Below are 18362 nucleotides of genomic sequence, written 5' to 3' on the forward strand. Positions count from 1 at the left end.
CAGTGAAAAGAAAAAATACTATTTGTCTTGGTTTGCAACAAGATAATAGTTTTAAAAAATTGGGCGGACAGGGACAGTATGCGTATTATAAAAACACTTTAAAAAGAATAGTTTATATGTCAAATTCAGAAAACTCAAATTCAGAATCGGCAGGAGATGATGACAAATGGAGAAGATGTCTATCTGATGTACTCGAAGCGGATGGAATGTCTGCATCAGTTGGTTTTATTATAAGTGCAGGAGTAGCTGTTGGTTCAGGAGGAACACTGGCTATACCTGCTTTGATAGGTGTCGCTATTGAATCAGGAGCTGCCTCCGCTTGGGCATATTATAGAAGCAGTAATTGTTAGTTGTTATGAAAAAGAAAATTCTACTATATTCGATTGGATACGTGCTATTTTTTTTCCTTTGATGAATTTGTTTTTTTCTGTCCAACAGAAATTACCTTTTTTTGATAAGGAGACCTTAGCTTTCTCTATTCCCGTAACCATCTTTGGATTTCTTTGTGTGGTTGGGGTTGTGATTTATGAAAATTACAAGGTAAAAAAATAGCTCAAAAAGCAAGAGGAGACTGTCCGAAAAGATTCAGTTTGGGCAAAACACCAAAAATAAAACCCTGATTTTCAGTAACTTAATCTTTGTGAAAATCTTAAAATTTGACTTTTCGGACAGCCTCTTCTTTTCGTTAAAATAATGATTTTAGATACTATCCCACAAAATTAGACCTTGCTTTACAACAAGCCAAAAACAACCGCGTAGAACTTGAAAAAGTGCTGAGTCACTATGAAAATGACAGTTTAAAATATAAATCTGTGGTGTTTTTGATTGAAAATATGCCGTATTATCACTATCAAGTGAGTGCTGAAATCAATAGTGTCAAAATTTTACTTTCAAACATCTTTCAAAAAAGAAATCTAACAGAAAAAGAACGTCAGAAAGGTATTCGGTTTCTACAAACTTCACAACCTATCATCAAGCAAGATATTAAAGAAATCAAAGCAGAAATGCTTATCGAAAACATTGATTATGCCTTCAAAGTTTGGCAAGAAAAACCTTGGAACAAACACCTTTCATTTGACGATTTTTGCGAGTTAATTTTACCTTATTGTATTGCGGAAGAGCCTTTAACAAATTGCTGTAAAGCCTATTACGAAAAATACAATCCTATTTTAGATTCTCTTTACAAAGGAACAGACGTTGTTGAAGCCTGCAATATCCTTTCTGATTATATGAAAACCGAAGGTTTTTATTATTTCGTAGATTTTGCAACTGAATACTTTGGCAAAAACCGTGTGGCAATTCCAATAAAAAATCAAGTTAAAAACGCATTGAAGCTCCGAAAAATTCGGTGTTATGGCTAAAAAACAAAACAAGAAGTAGTGAAGGACAAATTTTTACGTATGAAAATGACAGACAAGTTTTTCCTATATTTGAAGAGTATCATAAATATAAGGTAAAAGAAATTTGTAAAATTCATAGCTTATATTCCCTATAAATATTTATTTTTGCAAAAAAAAGTAAGCTATGTACAGAACACATACTTGTGGCGAGCTTCGCCTGACGGACGTAAATAAAGAAATCACTCTCAGTGGTTGGGTACAAAAAATCCGCAATAAAGGTTTTATGGTTTGGGTGGATATCCGCGATCGCTACGGAATCACGCAATTAATTTTTGATGAGGAACGTACTGAAAAAAGTGTTTTTGAAAAAGCTCAGTCACTTTCACGTGAAGATGTTATTCAAATTAAGGGAAAAGTCATTGAGCGTGAATCGAAAAATGCGAACATCCCTACTGGAGAAATCGAAATTTTAGTTTCGGGATTAGTTGTGTTGAACAAATCCGAACTTCCTCCTTTTACCATTGAAGATAATACTGATGGCGGGGAGGATATTCGTATGAAATACAGATATTTGGATATTCGTCGTACGCCAGTTCGCAACAATTTGATTTTCCGTCACGAGGTAGCGATGCAAGTGAGGAATTATCTTTCTAAAGAAGGATTTATTGAGGTGGAAACACCTGTGCTGATAAAATCAACCCCTGAGGGAGCGAGGGATTTTGTGGTGCCAAGTCGTATGAACGAGGGAGAATTTTACGCCCTTCCGCAGTCGCCACAAACGTTCAAGCAACTTTTGATGGTCGGCGGATTAGACAAATATTTTCAGATAGTAAAATGCTTCCGCGATGAGGATTTACGTGCTGACAGACAGCCAGAATTTACCCAAATCGACTGCGAAATGTCGTTCGTGGAGCAAGAAGATATTATCAATACCTTTGAGGGACTTACCAAACATCTGTTGAAGGAAGTAAAAGGTATTTCTATTGAGAAATTCCCACGAATGACCTATGCCGAAGCGATGAAAACCTACGGAAACGACAAACCCGATATCCGTTTTGGAATGAAGTTCGGTGAGCTTAACGATATTGCACAACATAAAGATTTTAAAGTATTTAACGAAGCGGAATTGGTGGTAGGGATTGCCGTTCCAGGGGCTAACAGCTACACACGTAAGGAAATTGATGCTTTAATCGAATGGGTAAAACGCCCACAGGTGGGAGCTTCAGGTATGGTGTATGTTAAATGCAATGATGATGGTAGCTTCAAATCGTCGGTGGATAAATTCTACAGCGAAGAAGACCTCCAAAAATGGGCGGAACGCACTGAGGCAAAGGCAGGAGACCTTATCTGTATTCTCTCAGGAAAAGCCGACAAGGTGCGTGGGCAACTTTCAGCCTTGCGTATGGAACTTGCCGAGCGTTTGGGCTTACGCAAAGCGGACGAATTTGCTCCGCTATGGGTAGTAGATTTCCCATTGTTGGAGTTCAACGAAGAAGAGAATCGATTTTTTGCAATGCATCACCCGTTTACATCTCCAAAACCGGAAGATATTCCCTTGCTTAATACCAATCCGGCTGCGGTACGTGCCAACGCATATGATTTGGTGCTGAACGGAAACGAAATAGGCGGTGGTTCTATCCGAATTTTCAATAAAGAATTACAGGCGAAGATGTTTGAGTTGTTAGGCTTTACACCTGAACAAGCAGAGGCTCAATTTGGCTTCTTGATGAACGCCTTTAAATACGGAGCACCGCCACACGGAGGCTTGGCTTTTGGGTTTGATAGATTGGTTGCCATTTTGGGCGGACAAGAAACTATCCGCGATTTTATAGCCTTCCCGAAAAACAATTCGGGACGCGATGTAATGATTGACGCACCTTCACCGATTGACTCCACACAGCTTGATGAACTGCATATCAGGTTGAATAATTAACATAAAAAACATTGCTGAAAGATAGAAGAATTTTTAGCAATGTTTTTCTTTTTCATTGAAAATCATTAGATTTGCTAACATCTTAAAACTATGATAAAAATGAGAACATTACTATTCATTGTGCTGACAACTTTATTTTCTTTCAAAGAAATGTATGCACAGAAAAAGTTAAAGCTTTCGGGAGAAGTTGTTGGGGCAGAAACTGAATCTATTTTGTTGGCAAAACCCACACAATCTGTATTTACAGATGCTGTTATAGAAATTCCTGTAAAGAATGGGAAGTTTTATTATGAATCTCAATTAGAATTTCCAGAAGCTGTAGAACTTTATTTCAGTGAGATTCGTAAAAAAGGAAGTGGAAGTATTATGGAATTGTTTTTGGAAAATGAAGAGATACATCTCACGCTTTATGATGAAGAAAAATTCAACAAAAACATTGTAAGAGGAGGCAAGTTGAATGCTGAGCATAAAAAGTATACGGATGATTTCAATCGTAAGTTTGAACATCTCTTCCAACCGATTATAGATAGTTTGGATGTTTTATATGAAAATGATTTGTATCATAGTAAAGAGGTGGAAGAGTTGTACAAGCAATTAGACGATAAAACAGGTGTTGAGAAAAAACTTATCTACGAAAAAATTGAAGCCTTAACAAAAGCTGATAAACATCTTAGCCCTGAGGCTAAAAAGCTTAATGATAGGTTAAAGCCTCTAAATGAGAAAGCTAAAGCATATCGTCAGGAGTATATTGAGAAAAACCCGAACTTGATTGCTTACTCATTTCTTTTGAAAGACTTAATGTATAAAAGGGAGCAAATGGATATTTCTTATAGCAAAAGAGTTGCAAAAAAACTAGCAAAAGCCAATCCGAACCATCCATATAATAAATTGGTTGCCGAATTGGTTGCCTCTCTTGAAAATATTAAAGTTGGGCAAAAATTCGTTGATTTTACAGCTCCTGACCTAAATGGAAAGCAAGTACAACTATCAAAAGTTATTCAAGGAAAAATAACACTATTAGATTTTTGGGCTACTTGGTGCGGACCTTGTATTGCTACTACTCGTATGATGATTCCCATTTATGAAGCATACAAAGACAAGGGTTTCACAATGGTGGGAGTTGCCGGAGAGTTTAAAAATACGGATAGGTTAACTCAATTTTTAGAGAAAGAAAAATGGGATTGGTTACAATTGGTTGAGTTAGACAAACAAAATAAAATTTGGCAGAAGTACGGAATGCAAAATAAAGCGGGTGGTGTTTTTCTCATTGACGAAAAAGGAATAATCATTGCAATTGACCCTACAGCCGAAGAAGTTAGAAAAGAATTAGAAAAGCGATTAGATAAAAATTAAAGCAACTGTCGGAGTAAAGATTGACTCCGCATAACTCGAGGAGTTGCATATCAGGTTGAAATGAAAAAATACCTTCTAGTTTTAGTAATATTAATTTCATCTCGATGTTTAGGACAGGATAATATTGGAATAAAATTCTTTGGTTTGAGTTTTCATCCGTTGGGAGAAAGGCAAAATGCCCATTTAATGCCTAATAAATTAGATAAGAATGCCTATTTTGTTCTGAATTTGGGGGCGATTATTTCTGCTGAAAAATTTGTTTATGAGGGTATAAGTATCAAATTTGCACAAGGGGTTTATGCTGATTGTGCGGTTCAGTTCGGTGGGTTTTCGCATATTGGAATTCGCTTTAGGATTTTTGAAATTCAAAGACACAAATTATCAGGAGGTTTAGGTCCTACTTTAGTATTTCGTAAGAATTGGCAAAAATTAGAGGGCTATCATAATCCGAACGTATTTAAAGGGAGCAAGGAAAGTCGTTGGCAATATTTGTTTTTGTGGTATGGTGGAGAATTTGAATACAAATACGCTTTAAATGAGCGATTCGATTTGACGATGTCCTTTGTGCCTGGTTACCCCGATTTGATGAGCTTATCCTTTGGAGTAAATTATAATTTGTAGTGAAACTTTATTTTTTACTGATAAAAATAGGCGGAAAAATGTTAACTAATTATTGGTGTGTGAGTTATGTTCCTTATCGTCTTGAGAACTTATGTTCCAAAAAATTAAAATCTTCTAAAAGGCAGTTATGAGAGCAGTTATTCAACGTGTATCTAACGCATCCGTAAGCGTTAGTAATCAATCCGTTTCATCTATTGGACAAGGGTTATTGATTTTAGTAGGTATTGAAGATAGCGACACCTTGGAGGATGTGCAATGGCTTTCGGCAAAAATTGTCAATATGCGTATTTTCGATGACCAAAATGGGGTGATGAACCTGTCGGTAAAAGATATTGATGGTGAAATTATTACAGTTTCACAATTCACGCTACATGCTTCTACTAAAAAAGGCAACCGACCAAGCTATATCAAAGCTGCAAAACCTATAATCTCTGTGCCTCTTTATGAACAATTTGTTGAACAACTTACATCGGATTTAGGGAAAACTATAGGCACAGGTGTTTTTGGAGCCGATATGCAAGTGAGTCTATGCAATGATGGACCTGTCACAATTATTGTTGATACGAAGAATAAAGAGTAAAAAAGGCAATTAGTGCAACTTTTAAATTCTAAAACTTTGAATCTTTTATTTGACATACACACTCATAACGAATCCTCTTCTGGGAATATCGTGATTCGTAACGAATTACCGTTTTCAATAAACAAAGAAGGTTTTTTCTCCGTAGGCATACATCCGTGGTATTTTTCGGAAGATGACTGGCAATCGCAATGGGAAACGGTAACCAAAAAAGTGAAGTATGAACATTGTGCAGCAATTGGAGAATGTGGATTAGACCGAAATGTCAAATATCCTTTGTCTCTGCAACAAACTATTTTTGAACGACATATACTCCTTTCGGAAGAGGTTAAAAAACCTCTCATCATTCACTGCGTGAAAGCGTATAGTGAGTTGATTTCCTTAAAAAAGAAATATCAACCACAGCAACCATGGATTTTGCACGGTTTCAACAAAAATCAAGCTGTTGCTACAACTTTAATTAACGAAAATATCAAACTTTCATTTGGAAAATCCTTATTGACTAATATTACTGTTCAGGAAGTATTCAAATCTATTCCCGAAGGTAGTTATTTTCTTGAAACCGACGACTCAGGGTTGGATATCGCTGAAATATATCAAAAGGCAAAACAACTGCGAGGTTTGGTTCAAATTCAGTTTGATTATCCGAAGATAGGAATTATGATGTAAAAAATATTTTTTTTACAAACACTTGTTTTTCATACTATTATATAAGAAAGCATAAAAAAAAACAAAATATTTTTAATAAATATTTTGTCAGTTTGAAAAAAGGTTCTATATTTGCAACGCAAAAGAAAAACAACTGGTACCTTAGCTCAGTTGGTAGAGCAAAGGACTGAAAATCCTTGTGTCCCTGGTTCGATTCCTGGAGGTACCACGAGATCTTCTTCATAGAGGAAATTTTTCATATTTTTAAGGATTAGGAATTGCAAAAACCACAGTTTAAACTGTGGTTTTTGTTTTTACACAAACCGCAAAAACGTCTCTTTTATGTCCAAAGAACTTATTTTGGTTGTGTTATAAAAAGTATGATGGTAGTTTTGATTGTCAGGCTGAGCGTAGTCGAAGCCCTGTAATTACGAGGCTTCGACTACGCTCAGCCTGACAGAAATATCCACTTTATTAAAGGTATCATACTTTTTACAACACTTTCCTTATTTTAATCACGGGAGGTAACGGAATGTTTGCCAAAGAACTTTGTAAGGTTTTGAAAATGAGTTATGAAGTTCGTTTTCTCAGTCGGAAAGCAAATAAACCGAACCATTATCGTTGGGATATTTCTTCAGGTTTTATCGATGAAAGGGCGTTTGACGGGGTGCAACATATCGTCCATTTGGCAGGTGCTTCTATTGGAGAAAAACGATGGACAAAAAGCCGTAAGCAAGAGATATTGGACAGCCGAGTTCAATCAGCTGAAATTCTTTTAAACGCTCTTAAGAAACATCGCATACGACTGAAAACGTTCATTTCTGCCTCTGCAGTAGGCTATTACGGTACAAAAACCACAGAAAATATATACACAGAAAACAGCCCAAAAGGAAATGATTTCCTCAGTGATGTCTGTCAGCAATGGGAAGCAGTGGCTGATAGATTTAACATATTGTCTGACAGAGTTTTAAAGTTGAGGTTAGGTGTAATTATCAGCAAAAATGGTGGAATTTTATCGAAAATGTTACCCATAACCAAAATAGGTTTAGGGGCTGTATTGGGCAATGGTAAACAATACATTCCTTGGATTGATATTGCTGATTTAGTGGATGTTACTCAATTTCTATTGGAAGAAAAAAACGCTTCTGGAGTTTTTAATATTGTTGCTCCCGAACATATTAGTAATAAGAATTTTACGCACTCATTAGCAACAGTCGTTGGTCGTAAAATTATATTTCCTCCTTTACCTAAATACTTGATTCAGTGTTTGTTTGGAGAAGCCTCCGTCTTGTTACTTCAAGGAAGTCGGATTCGTGCCGAAAGGCTTGAAAAATTAGGCTATGATTTTCAGTTTAAAACATTACTAGCTTCTTTAAAACATAATTTGAGCTAGAAATCTAGCTTATAAATGTTTCCCTACGCTTATTTCTCCGATTTTTCAATAAAATCGGTTTTTTTAAAAAATATTCTTCCTATTTTTGCAGAAAATTCGATACTAAAACGATATGTTGGAACAAATGAACCTAAACTACGAAAAGGTAGTGTTGGTGGGTATTATTAATCAAACGCAGGACGAAGAGAAATCAAAAGAATATTTGGATGAGTTGGAGTTTTTGACCTATACAGCTGGAGGCGAGGTGCTAAAACGATTCACTCAACGCTTGGATGTACCAAATCCTAAGACGTTTATCGGAACAGGAAAAATGGAAGAAGTGCAGTTATTTGTTGAAGAAAACGGAGTAGGAACCGTTATTTTTGACGACGAACTTTCTCCTGCACAACAGAAAAATATTGAGCGTATTCTGAAAGCAAAGATATTAGACCGTACTGGGCTTATTTTGGATATTTTCGCACAACGGGCTCAAACAAGTTATTCACGAACTCAAGTAGAACTTGCTCAATATCAATATCTTTTACCACGACTAACAGGTCTTTGGACGCACTTGGAACGTCAGAGAGGAGGTATCGGGATGCGTGGACCAGGAGAAACGGAAATTGAAACAGACCGCCGTATAGTACGAGACAGGATTGCTCTTTTGAAGAAAAAGCTGTCATCTATAGATCGTCAAATGGCTGTGCAACGTAGCAATCGTGGAGCATTGGTTCGTGTGGCGTTGATTGGATATACCAATGTTGGAAAATCAACTTTGATGAATGTGATTAGCAAAAGTGAAGTTTTTGCAGAAAATAAATTGTTTGCAACCTTGGATACCACTGTCCGTAAGGTGGTGATTGGTAACTTACCTTTCTTATTGAGCGATACTGTTGGATTTATTCGCAAATTGCCAACGCAACTCATTGAATCGTTCAAAAGTACCTTAGATGAAGTACGTGAAGCAGATTTGTTGCTACATATTGTGGATATTTCACATCCTAATTTTGAGGAACACATACAGTCTGTAAATCAAATTTTGACAGAAATTGAAAGTGCTGATAAACCTACTATCATGGTCTTTAATAAAATAGATGCTTACACGCATGAAAGTATTGCTGATGATGACCTAACCACGGAATTCACCAAAAAACATTTCACCTTGGAGGACTGGAAACAGACATGGATGAACAAAGTAGGTGACGATGTGCTGTTCATTTCTGCTCTAAACAAGGATAATTTGGCTGAATTTAGGGAAAAAGTATATGCTAAAGTGCGAGAAATCCACATTACGCGTTTTCCTTACAACAACTTTTTATATCCTGAATTTGTAGAAATTTCTGAAGATGAATAAACTACGAAAAAAAATGGATATGTATTTTCGCCATTATTTGCAGTAGTGAACGTTGGAAATCTTGATTATTGAAAAGTTCTCCATTAAATACGATGTTTAACGTTTAAAACATAACTATATGAAATTAGCAGTCATTGCACACGATGGGAAAAAGGCCGAAATGGTGTCCTTTTTGATGAAAAATTTAACAACCTTGCACTCAGCAAACATTCAAATCATTGCTACAGGAACTACAGGGCAACATGCTCAAAATGCAGGATTACAGGTAGAAAAAGTACTCTCTGGCCCCAAGGGAGGAGATGCTCAAATCGCTGCTCAAATTGTGGAAGGTAAGGTACAGGGAGTATTCTTCTTCCGCGACCCTTTGGATAAACATCCACACGAACCCGACATTTTGATGCTAATGCGTATTTGCGATGTTCACAATATTCCAATTGCAACGAATCCTGCCACTGCTGAACTGGTTCTTAAAGGATTGGCCGAAAAGAGCGAATAGGCAAAAGGTAATATACCGCTTCCCAGAAGAATACAAAGTGAATGAACAGTAGGAATGGAACCATAATTAAAACTTCTTTCAAACTTCTGAAAAAGATTCCTGTCCACGGATAGCTACCGCAGAACTATATGAAAATAAGGAGAATAGTACTGCGGTAAAGCTCATCCAAAAAATACAACAATAAAATCACACTTACCAATTGAATATGATGGGCAAAAATTACCGCAAATTTTATAATCAAAACCAAATATTTTTCGTACCTTTGCGCGAATTTACACTTTTTCCATCTGTAAGAGAAATAGAATAAAACAATTATAGACGTATTTATGAAAATGAGAGGAATCTATGCTTTATTTCTTCTGTTAGGGATGATTGCTTGCCAAACAAAAGAAAAACCAGAAATTGTAACTATTGGAAAGGCTCCTAGTTTTACATTTACTAATCAAAACAACCAAACTATTAACAACGAAACCTACGCAGGAATGGTTTATGTCGTCGATTTTTTCTTTACCGATTGCCCAACCATATGTCCTGTAATGACAAACAATATGGTTAAAATTCAAAATGAGTTAAAAGATAAAAACGTTGGATTTGCTTCCTTTTCAATTAATCCAGAAGAGGACACGCCAGAGGTGTTAAAAGCATACGCCCAAAAGAAAGGTGCTACCAGTGCAAATTGGCATTTTCTTACAGGTGAAGTAGATGCTATTTATGACTTGTCAAACAAAGGTTTCAACTTGCATGTTGAAGAAGTGGCAGGGGATATCCACCGTTTTGAGCATTCAGGATTATTTGCTTTGATTGATCAGCATGGGAATATTGTTTCAAGAAAAGGAAAGGATGGAAAGCCTATTATTTACTACAACGGGTTGAATGATAGTCAAGTTAAAATGCTTATTGAGGATATCAAATCCCTTATTGAATAGCTTAACGAAATTAATTTCTTCTTACATACTACTTTTAGAACTAAACTAAAAATCGTATTTCTCGTGATTATGAATTACTTTTCGATTTTTAGCCAATAGAGGCTTCAACAATTTACTAAAATTTTGTTGAAGCCTTTTGTTAATTATAGTTCATTTGCCTCTTTATGGAATGTTGCTACTAAGCAATATATCTTATCACTCTACAATACAGCTTCCCATATCACCTAATTTTGATTTTGGATGGTCAATTTGGCAATCTTTCAGTGTTATTTGGTTGCCCAAATCGAACAAAGTACCTTCATTATCATAGAAATGGCAACGATTAAACTGTACGTTATTAGAATTTCGAACATTTACCAAGGTGAATTCTTTGTTATTATGAAACTTACAATCTTCAAAAACAGCATTGAAAATATTATCCAAAGTCATAATACTGTAAGTGCATTCTTTAATAACAGATTCGGTGCATTTCAAATCGTACGAGTCTATCGCTTGAATACCTTCGGTTCCGCTTCCGTACATAATCGTTTTATGAATGGTGACATTACTACAATTCACAAATTGAAAAACACCACCATCGCAGTATCCGCCTTCGGTATGTCCGGCATCAAGGTTTTCAATGTGAATATTAGTTCCTCCCTTAAAAGAAAACACAAAGCTATACATTGGCGCAACTTGTACAGGAATAGGCGTTTTCCCTTCTCCTCTGATGATTAAGTTTTCCATATCATAAATTACCAACTGATGCCCATCACCAATTTCTTCAATTTCGAAATAGCTACTTTCTTGTTCACGATAATTCAGCTGCTCGGAGCCGTCAACAACTGCTTCAATATATTGAGTAAGGTCGATATGGCTACCTTCGGCGATGATAATTTCAGTGTGGGACGCCAATGCATTAACAAACTCTTTGGCGTTGCTCACCCGAACAACTTTCATTTCAATAGTTGCATTTTCATCAGCACTCATCTCTTCGGTATCTTGTTTTTGAGTCTTTTTTTGTCCACACCCTGAAAATGAAATCATTAAAATGGAAATAAAAATATAAAATAAGGTTTTCATCGTTATCTATTTTTTAAATGGTTAATTTCGCAAGTTAAATAAGTAATCTTTTTCACATTACGAGCAATTCGTTACAAAGTTGCCACATAATTGTTCTATGGGAATCCACCCAACGTACACCTTTTGGGTTGGTGAAACGTATTTTACTTTCGCCCAACCTTGTTCAATTGCAACAAAGGACACACTAACTTCGGTATTGACTGTAAAAACCACCTTACTTTTACGGTCGGGTTTTTGGTAAAATGAAAGTACTTCTCCATCGTAATTGGTGGTACTTGCTTTCAGTAATGAACCGTGAATCCACAGAGATTTACCCAACACAAGGGTATCTTCGTCCAAAATTTCTATTTCTTGACCAATGCGAAACCACCCTTCCCACGATTCCAATAAGGAAACTGTGAAAACTCTTGATTCCTCCAAACTCGGATGAATCACTTTACCTACCTTTCCGCCGGGTGTTTCTCGTAAATTCGTACCATTAGTGTCAGGGTCATCTACATAAGTGGCAAACCAAGCTACATTGCTTTCATTCTGATTTTTATATGTTTTCTTGAACTTTTGTGCCGTAGCTTGTCCGAATATAGGTTGCACAGCGAACAGCACCATAATCCAAATTGACAATAATCGTTTCATATCTTTCAATTTAGAAGTAAAAATTATTGTTATTCAATATAGAGCCATTTATATTCATTCAGTGGAATTATTTTTTTCTGCTGAATATCAACACGTATCTTTTGTTTTGCCATCATTGGCATTCCTTCAAAAAGATTTTCGTTATTTTCTGCAACGTCTTTAAGCTCTTGACTTTCTAAAAGTGTTTTAGGCACCTTATTTACAGGCTCCCAAACCTTTTTGGCTTCACTCCACGCCACTGTCGGTAAATCTTGATCATAGGCGTAGTAATAAAACGCGTTGTCATTTTCTACCGAAAGCTCATCACTTGTAAAATTTTCTATTTGAAGGATTTCCTTTCCCGAAGTAAGGTCGAAAAGTGTAAGTAATCCCACGGTTCCAGTACCTTCACTTACCAATAAAGTACTGCCAACTACACCTTCAAAAGTTAAAACGGTTCCTTCTATTTCAAAGGTGGCGATACTACTATTTTTGGGTTGTACTTTCAATGTATTATAAATTCCGTCCGAAGTTTCTACAGTTCCGCCATCGACCAATCGGAAAAGATTGTTTTCAAATACGTTTTCCTCACCGGCTTTCAACTCAGGAAGCGATACTTTTTGCTCCTCTGATGCCGATAAAGTATCTTTCGATTTTGCACTCTGATTTTTACAAGCAATAAGCAACACCGAAAAAAGAATTATGCTGATTTTTAATATTATTTGTTTCATTTTTAAGAGGTTTAAAAATTACTGCTTATTGCTCATATACGGGTCATCGGAAGCCGATTGAGCTTTATTAATTTTTTCTATCAATGTATATATGTGCGGTTCTGCATATTGCTTTTCTGCCAAAGCAATTTGTATGAGTTTAGTGGTAGGACTTTTGGGGTAAGCCTTGCTAAAACGTAACCATTCGGTTTTGAGTTCCGACAGAAGCTGTCCGTTTTCGTCAACAATCAGGGTATTGTCGGTACCAGTAACAAACGCTTGTTGCAAAAACTCATAGTTTCCTGCTAACATTTTGAAAAGACCAATATTTTGAGGATATTTTTCAGCATAAGCCTCGTAACGCACAATCAAATCGGCGATATCCTCCCAAGCAAGTATCAAAACCGCATCAGGAGCAATGTTTGTAGCATCTCGCTCCAAACGCAAATATTCCTGATAATCCTCCGATAATTGTTTCTCATATTTACTGTAAAAATCTTCGGGAAAATCAATCTCTACCAACCCCTCACCAAGCTCTTTAAACACCAAACCTGCATCTAAATAAGGTTTCTCTTTTTGTTTGATGGAATCGTGAGGCTCTCGGGCTTCGCCTTCATCATCGAACCGATAACTGTAATAGCTTTCCAAATATTCGGATTCTTTTTCATTGATTCTGTCCAACTCCACCCAATTAAACGTAGTCATATCATAATACAACTTTTGTTTGTCTTCCTCACTTGCGTTTTTAAATTGCAAATCGGCAATCTGCACATTTATTTTAATACGCTCCAAAGGATTGTCCGAGGCGATGAGCTGTTCTTTCAATGTTTGTATGAGTGTTTGTTCATCTGTTGATACACTTTCTGTTTCGTTATTACTTTTGGTATTTTTACAAGCTCCTAGCAAGAGCACTGCTACCAAAAAATAGCTAATCGTTTTCATTTTTTCTTAAATTTTAAAATGTGAAGAATAAATAATAAAGTTCAAAAGGATAAAGAAACAAGAACCAAGTTACAAATGCTAATTGCGATTTGCTAACTGCTAATACCTACTACTTAATTTCTTGCGCTCCGTATCCTTTGACTACACCAAATAAATTTCGGGCTTTTTGCCACGGATATCTGTTAGCAAACATCGTTACGCGGGTAGTGCTCGTTCCTTGCTGATTTAATCCTAAAAAGCGATTTAGTTGATTTGCCGAAGAATTAGCATCATAACTTTCTGTAGTTGATATTTTTAGTCCTGTAAAACCTTTTAAGTATGGTGCATCAATGGCAGCAATAAAAGCCTCATTGAAAGGCATTTCTTTATTACCTTCGTATTTTGGCCCGATTTCTTCCGCCTCTTCAATACGTGATGCAGGTACATTGATCGGTCGAGAGCTGTCGCATATTTCAAGATCGTACATATTACCTAAGAAATAATTATCATAAAGATTACTCTGTTTGAGTTTTTCGAGTTCTTTTTTATTTTCATATCGGCAACGTTCCACGCCACAACGCGAATTGAAAGCAAAAATATTGTTATACACATTGATAGTACGGATACCATTCATAAAACGGAAGCCTTGCCCCATCGTTTCAAACTCTTTGGTAATAGGCCAACTGAAAAGTACCGTATTATGATGAAAATCAAACGAAATTTCGCCCTCTCTACCTGCTGCCAATGTTCCCCATATTTCACAAGCCGCATAACGATTGGCAACAAAAACGTTATTACTCACTTCAATATGCCCTGCTCCCATTCCGCCTTGCAATCCGAAATTCCGACAATTGACAAACACACAGTTTTGCACCTTTACATTGCCCTCAACGGTAAGATGTAGCGCACGCCAATCGTGTTTATTTACGCCCATAGCATTTCCTGCCAAAGCGTCAGGGTGAACGAGCATTCCGGTTTCTACTTCGGTGTTGGGCGTTCCGGTGCGTGGGTCTTTTACATCGGGTTTGTAGTAGAGAATGTACTCACCTCCGTCAAAAGTAAATCCGTCAACCACTACCTCACCTGCCGGACGTTTGTCGCCATAAGCACGACGTGCCGTAATGTGAAACAAAGCCGAACCGATTCCTTTGGGTATGGAGGCATTGGGCTGAATTTTGGTAATATATTTTACTGGATTACGCTCAGAAAAATCAGAGGAATACCCGCCGTAGAACTTCAAGAATTTTCCGTTATCGGCACCGTTACCGAATTTTCCACATTCGATGTAACCTCTGTCCATATTGCCTAAGTAATTACCTTCGGCTACTAAAATAACATCGCCTTCCTCAGCCAAATCAATGGCTTTTTGTAAGTCTTTCAGCGGTTTGTCTTTACTAAGTCCATCGGCACGTACGCTACCCTTAGTAGCACTCACGTAATAGGTTTTTCCAGGAGTAGTACTAGTTCTATTTCTGTCAGTTGTTTTACTCGCCTGATTGTCTATCTTGCTGTTAACTTTTTTAGCCAGACGATCCAAAACCTGTGCTTGTGCAGGTACTAATATTCCCAGTAGAAGCACCATTGTCAAAGAATAAATGCAATTTTTCATCATTATTTATATTTAAAAGTTTTCTTTTTTTCAAGTCCAAAAAAACAGCAATTGAAGACAAAACTGTTGCTATTTCTTGTAATCTTGTTTTACAGTTTTAATAAGCAACACCCGTTGCATGTGTTGTTCTTGTAGAAAAACTGTTAGAGATATCAAAGCCTTAATAGTAACCCAGTAACAGTAGGGTTAGCTATTATGGAGTCAATGACTCTTTTTAGTAAAATTCTCTTTATATTTTCTTTTTTAATAGAAGATTCCATAAATCTTCTATGCAAAGGTAGCACTTAAAAATCAACTATGCAATATTCCTGAACAACTTTTATACGACTTAAATTCCAAAACATATTTTTTATCAATTCAAATCAATTCATTACCTTTGTCTTTTCTTTTAAAAACAGTTTCTATACTATAAAAATGTACTTTTATGAATCACACTATTACAACAACTCAATTTAATTTTCCAGGTCAAAAATCTGTTTACAGAGGAAAAGTAAGGGAAGTCTATCATCTTGAAAACGACCTTTTGGTGATGATAGCCACTGATCGACTTTCGGCTTTTGATGTGGTAATGCCTAAAGGAATTCCTTATAAAGGTCAGATTCTGAATCAAATAGCTACGAAATTTATGCAGCAAACCGAAGATATTGTACCTAATTGGTTGATTGCTACCCCCGATCCAAACGTTGCTATAGGACATTTGTGTGAGCCTTTTAAGGTAGAAATGGTGATTCGTGGTTATTTAGCAGGACATGCATCTCGCGAATATAAAGCTGGGAAACGAACTCTTTGTGGAGTAGCTCTTCCTGAGGGAATGAAAGAGAATGATATTTTTCCACATCCTATCATAACACCAGCTACCAAGGCTGAAAATGGTGAGCACGATGAGGATATTTCAAAAGAAGAAATCATCCGAAGAGGTATTGTAAGTGAAGAAGATTACGCTTTATTGGAGAAATATACCTATGCTTTGTTCGCTAGAGGAAGCGAAATTGCAGCAAAACGCGGACTTATTTTGGTAGATACAAAATATGAGTTTGGAAAAACTAAAGATGGGCAAATCGTGCTTATTGATGAAATACATACTCCGGATTCCTCTCGTTATTTCTACAAGGAAGGCTATGATGAGCGACAAGAAAAGGGAGAACCACAAAAGCAATTGTCAAAAGAATTTGTACGTCAATGGTTGATTTCTAACGGATTTCAAGGAAAAGAAGGGCAACAAGTCCCTGAAATGACAGATGCGTACGTGCTTTCGGTTTCTGAGCGTTATATTGAACTGTATGAAAATATTATCGGTGAGAAATTTGTAAAAGCAGACGTGTCAAACATCCAAGAACGGATTTTTAACAATGTGATGAACTATTTATCAACAAATCCTTTGAGTAAATAAGATTTTTTTTCATCGCAAACGTTAAATTTCTAATCATTGGTACTTTTGAAAAACGATAGACAAGGTATGTTCTTAGAGGGATAACACGAAAAAAATAACTTATACAAATGACCAATCGAATAACGGAACTTTTTGGCATTCAACACCCTATTATTCAAGGAGGAATGGTCTGGGCAAGCGGATGGCGACTGGTGTCAGCAGTGAGCAACGCTGGAGGATTAGGCTTACTCGGAGCAGGGTCAATGTACCCAGAAGTATTGCGTGAACATATCCAAAAGTGTAGAAAAGCCACTAATAAACCTTTCGGAGTGAATATTCCAATCATGTATCCCGATATAGACAAATTGATGGAAATCATTTTGGAGGAAAAAGTAGAAATCGTATTTACCTCAGCAGGAAACCCAACCTTATGGACACAAATACTTAAAAAAGAGGGTGTTAAAGTAGCTCATGTAGTCAGTAGTTCTAAATTTGCTATCAAAGCACAAGAGGCAGGGGTCGATGCTATTGTTGCCGAAGGCTTTGAGGCAGGTGGACACAACGGACGCGAAGAAACTACAACGATGACACTGATTCCTTCGGTCAAGCAACATATTCATATTCCGATTATTGCAGCTGGGGGTATCGCCACGGGTCGAGGTATGTTGGCCGCTATGGCATTAGGAGCGGAGGGAGTTCAGATAGGAAGCCGATTCATCGCCACTGATGAAGCTTCATCTCATATGAATTTCAAAAAAATGGTATTGACAGCCGATGAAGGAAGTACTATCTTGACAATGAAAGAGTTGGCTCCTGTAAGATTGTTAAAAAATAAGTTTTACGAGCAAGTGAAAGCTTTATACGACAGGCAAGAAGCCACTCCAGAAAATTTAAAAGTTTTATTAGGAAAAGGACGTACTAAAAGAGGCATGTTCGAAGGTGATTTGGACGAAGGAGAATTAGAAATTGGACAAGTAGCTTCATTGATTCACGAAATTAAACCCGTAAAAGCTATTTTTGAAGAAATTATTGATGAGTATAACAAGGCATTGAAATCTCTTTCGCAAATTATTTGATAGGATTCCACTCGGATTTTTTGCCCTAAGGAAATAAATAAAATCGAAGTTTTTTCGAATACAATCATTTAATTTTTAAATGGCTAATAATTAATAACTAAACAAATGAGTTTTTCTGAAATATTTTTTATTTTGTTCATTGTGCTGATCGTTTTTGGAGCAGACAAAATCCCTGAGATTGCTCGTGGATTAGGGAAAGGTATGCGACAATTGCGTGACGCTACCAACGAGATTAAGTCTGAAATAAAAAGAAGTGCCGAGCAGAATAATATCGATACCTCTGTTTTTGAAGACACTAAGAACGAAATTGACAAAGTAAAAGAAGAAATCCAAGAAGCTACCAGTAGCCTTACGGGTTCTGTAAAACGACAACGGTAGTTCCT

19 protein-coding genes and 1 tRNA gene are annotated in these 18362 nt (G+C 36.6%); 15 read left to right on the forward strand and 5 right to left on the reverse strand.

Annotation, left to right across the window (positions count from 1 at the left end; translation table 11 throughout):
• Nucleotides 1-116 precede the first annotated feature (116 nt).
• From CGC52_RS11210 to CGC52_RS05010, 12 genes are all read left to right on the forward strand, one after another.
• A complete protein-coding gene (locus CGC52_RS11210; RefSeq protein ID WP_157909001.1) occupies nucleotides 117-350 on the forward strand; it encodes a hypothetical protein in 234 nt (77 codons plus the stop codon).
• 483 nt (nucleotides 351-833) lie between these two features.
• Nucleotides 834-1361 (forward strand): hypothetical protein, encoded by a 528-nt coding sequence (locus tag CGC52_RS04960; protein WP_232751843.1) that lies wholly within the window; start codon nucleotides 834-836, stop codon nucleotides 1359-1361.
• A 163-nt stretch (nucleotides 1362-1524) separates the two neighbouring features.
• A complete protein-coding gene (gene aspS, locus CGC52_RS04965) occupies nucleotides 1525-3273 on the forward strand; it encodes an aspartate--tRNA ligase (RefSeq protein WP_095893614.1) in 1749 nt (582 codons plus the stop codon).
• A 99-nt stretch (nucleotides 3274-3372) separates the two neighbouring features.
• A complete protein-coding gene (locus CGC52_RS04970; protein ID WP_198540574.1) occupies nucleotides 3373-4626 on the forward strand; it encodes a TlpA disulfide reductase family protein in 1254 nt (417 codons plus the stop codon).
• A gap of 60 nt (nucleotides 4627-4686) precedes the next feature.
• Entirely contained in the window at nucleotides 4687-5247 is a 561-nt protein-coding gene (locus CGC52_RS04975; RefSeq protein WP_095893616.1) for a hypothetical protein, read from the forward strand.
• Between the two features lie 127 nt (nucleotides 5248-5374).
• The gene (gene dtd, locus CGC52_RS04980) at nucleotides 5375-5827 is read left to right on the forward strand and encodes a D-aminoacyl-tRNA deacylase (protein ID WP_042006824.1); all 453 of its coding nucleotides are present in this window, start codon (nucleotides 5375-5377) and stop codon (nucleotides 5825-5827) included.
• 36 nt (nucleotides 5828-5863) lie between these two features.
• The gene (locus CGC52_RS04985; protein ID WP_095894456.1) at nucleotides 5864-6493 is read left to right on the forward strand and encodes a TatD family hydrolase; all 630 of its coding nucleotides are present in this window, start codon (nucleotides 5864-5866) and stop codon (nucleotides 6491-6493) included.
• Between the two features lie 135 nt (nucleotides 6494-6628).
• Nucleotides 6629-6701 (forward strand) — tRNA-Phe (locus tag CGC52_RS04990).
• A gap of 285 nt (nucleotides 6702-6986) precedes the next feature.
• The gene (locus CGC52_RS04995) at nucleotides 6987-7865 is read left to right on the forward strand and encodes a TIGR01777 family oxidoreductase (RefSeq protein WP_255395920.1); all 879 of its coding nucleotides are present in this window, start codon (nucleotides 6987-6989) and stop codon (nucleotides 7863-7865) included.
• Nucleotides 7866-7977: 112 nt separating this feature from the next.
• Nucleotides 7978-9198 carry a GTPase HflX gene (gene hflX / locus CGC52_RS05000; RefSeq protein ID WP_042347659.1) on the forward strand — a complete coding sequence of 407 codons (1221 nt, stop codon included), beginning with the start codon at nucleotides 7978-7980 and terminating at the stop codon, nucleotides 9196-9198.
• A gap of 118 nt (nucleotides 9199-9316) precedes the next feature.
• Complete coding sequence (locus CGC52_RS05005; RefSeq protein WP_042006831.1) at nucleotides 9317-9694, forward strand: methylglyoxal synthase; 378 nt, start codon at nucleotides 9317-9319, stop codon at nucleotides 9692-9694.
• Between the two features lie 326 nt (nucleotides 9695-10020).
• Nucleotides 10021-10620: an SCO family protein gene (locus CGC52_RS05010; RefSeq protein WP_231549982.1), complete on the forward strand. Its 600-nt coding sequence runs from the start codon at nucleotides 10021-10023 to the stop codon at nucleotides 10618-10620.
• A 195-nt stretch (nucleotides 10621-10815) separates the two neighbouring features.
• Here the strand turns inward: CGC52_RS05010 and CGC52_RS05015 are convergent, their stop codons facing one another.
• The 5 genes from CGC52_RS05015 to CGC52_RS05035 all read right to left on the reverse strand — a co-directional run bounded on the left by CGC52_RS05015 (nucleotide 10816) and on the right by CGC52_RS05035 (nucleotide 15537).
• A complete protein-coding gene (locus CGC52_RS05015; protein WP_095893618.1) occupies nucleotides 10816-11682 on the reverse strand; it encodes a right-handed parallel beta-helix repeat-containing protein in 867 nt (288 codons plus the stop codon).
• 57 nt (nucleotides 11683-11739) lie between these two features.
• On the reverse strand, nucleotides 11740-12315 hold the full coding sequence (locus CGC52_RS05020) for a hypothetical protein (protein ID WP_042006835.1): 576 nt from the start codon (nucleotides 12313-12315) through the stop codon (nucleotides 11740-11742).
• Nucleotides 12316-12344: 29 nt separating this feature from the next.
• Nucleotides 12345-13025, reverse strand: coding sequence for a hypothetical protein (locus tag CGC52_RS05025; protein ID WP_095893619.1), 681 nt, complete (start codon nucleotides 13023-13025; stop codon nucleotides 12345-12347).
• A gap of 18 nt (nucleotides 13026-13043) precedes the next feature.
• On the reverse strand, nucleotides 13044-13946 hold the full coding sequence (locus CGC52_RS05030) for a hypothetical protein (RefSeq protein WP_095893620.1): 903 nt from the start codon (nucleotides 13944-13946) through the stop codon (nucleotides 13044-13046).
• 109 nt (nucleotides 13947-14055) lie between these two features.
• Nucleotides 14056-15537, reverse strand: a complete 1482-nt coding sequence (locus CGC52_RS05035) for a right-handed parallel beta-helix repeat-containing protein (RefSeq protein ID WP_232751845.1) — start codon at nucleotides 15535-15537, stop codon at nucleotides 14056-14058.
• A 421-nt stretch (nucleotides 15538-15958) separates the two neighbouring features.
• On the opposite strand from CGC52_RS05035, the gene CGC52_RS05040 reads away from it, so the two are divergent.
• The 3 genes from CGC52_RS05040 (at nucleotide 15959) to CGC52_RS05050 (ending at nucleotide 18357) form a co-directional block, all read left to right on the forward strand.
• A complete protein-coding gene (locus CGC52_RS05040; protein WP_042347654.1) occupies nucleotides 15959-16924 on the forward strand; it encodes a phosphoribosylaminoimidazolesuccinocarboxamide synthase in 966 nt (321 codons plus the stop codon).
• Between the two features lie 107 nt (nucleotides 16925-17031).
• Entirely contained in the window at nucleotides 17032-17979 is a 948-nt protein-coding gene (locus tag CGC52_RS05045) for a nitronate monooxygenase family protein (RefSeq protein WP_095893621.1), read from the forward strand.
• A 105-nt stretch (nucleotides 17980-18084) separates the two neighbouring features.
• Nucleotides 18085-18357 carry a twin-arginine translocase TatA/TatE family subunit gene (locus tag CGC52_RS05050; protein WP_042006851.1) on the forward strand — a complete coding sequence of 91 codons (273 nt, stop codon included), beginning with the start codon at nucleotides 18085-18087 and terminating at the stop codon, nucleotides 18355-18357.
• Nucleotides 18358-18362 lie beyond the last annotated feature (5 nt).

Source organism: Capnocytophaga sp. H2931, from assembly GCF_002302535.1.
Lineage (GTDB): Bacteria > Bacteroidota > Bacteroidia > Flavobacteriales > Flavobacteriaceae > Capnocytophaga > Capnocytophaga canis.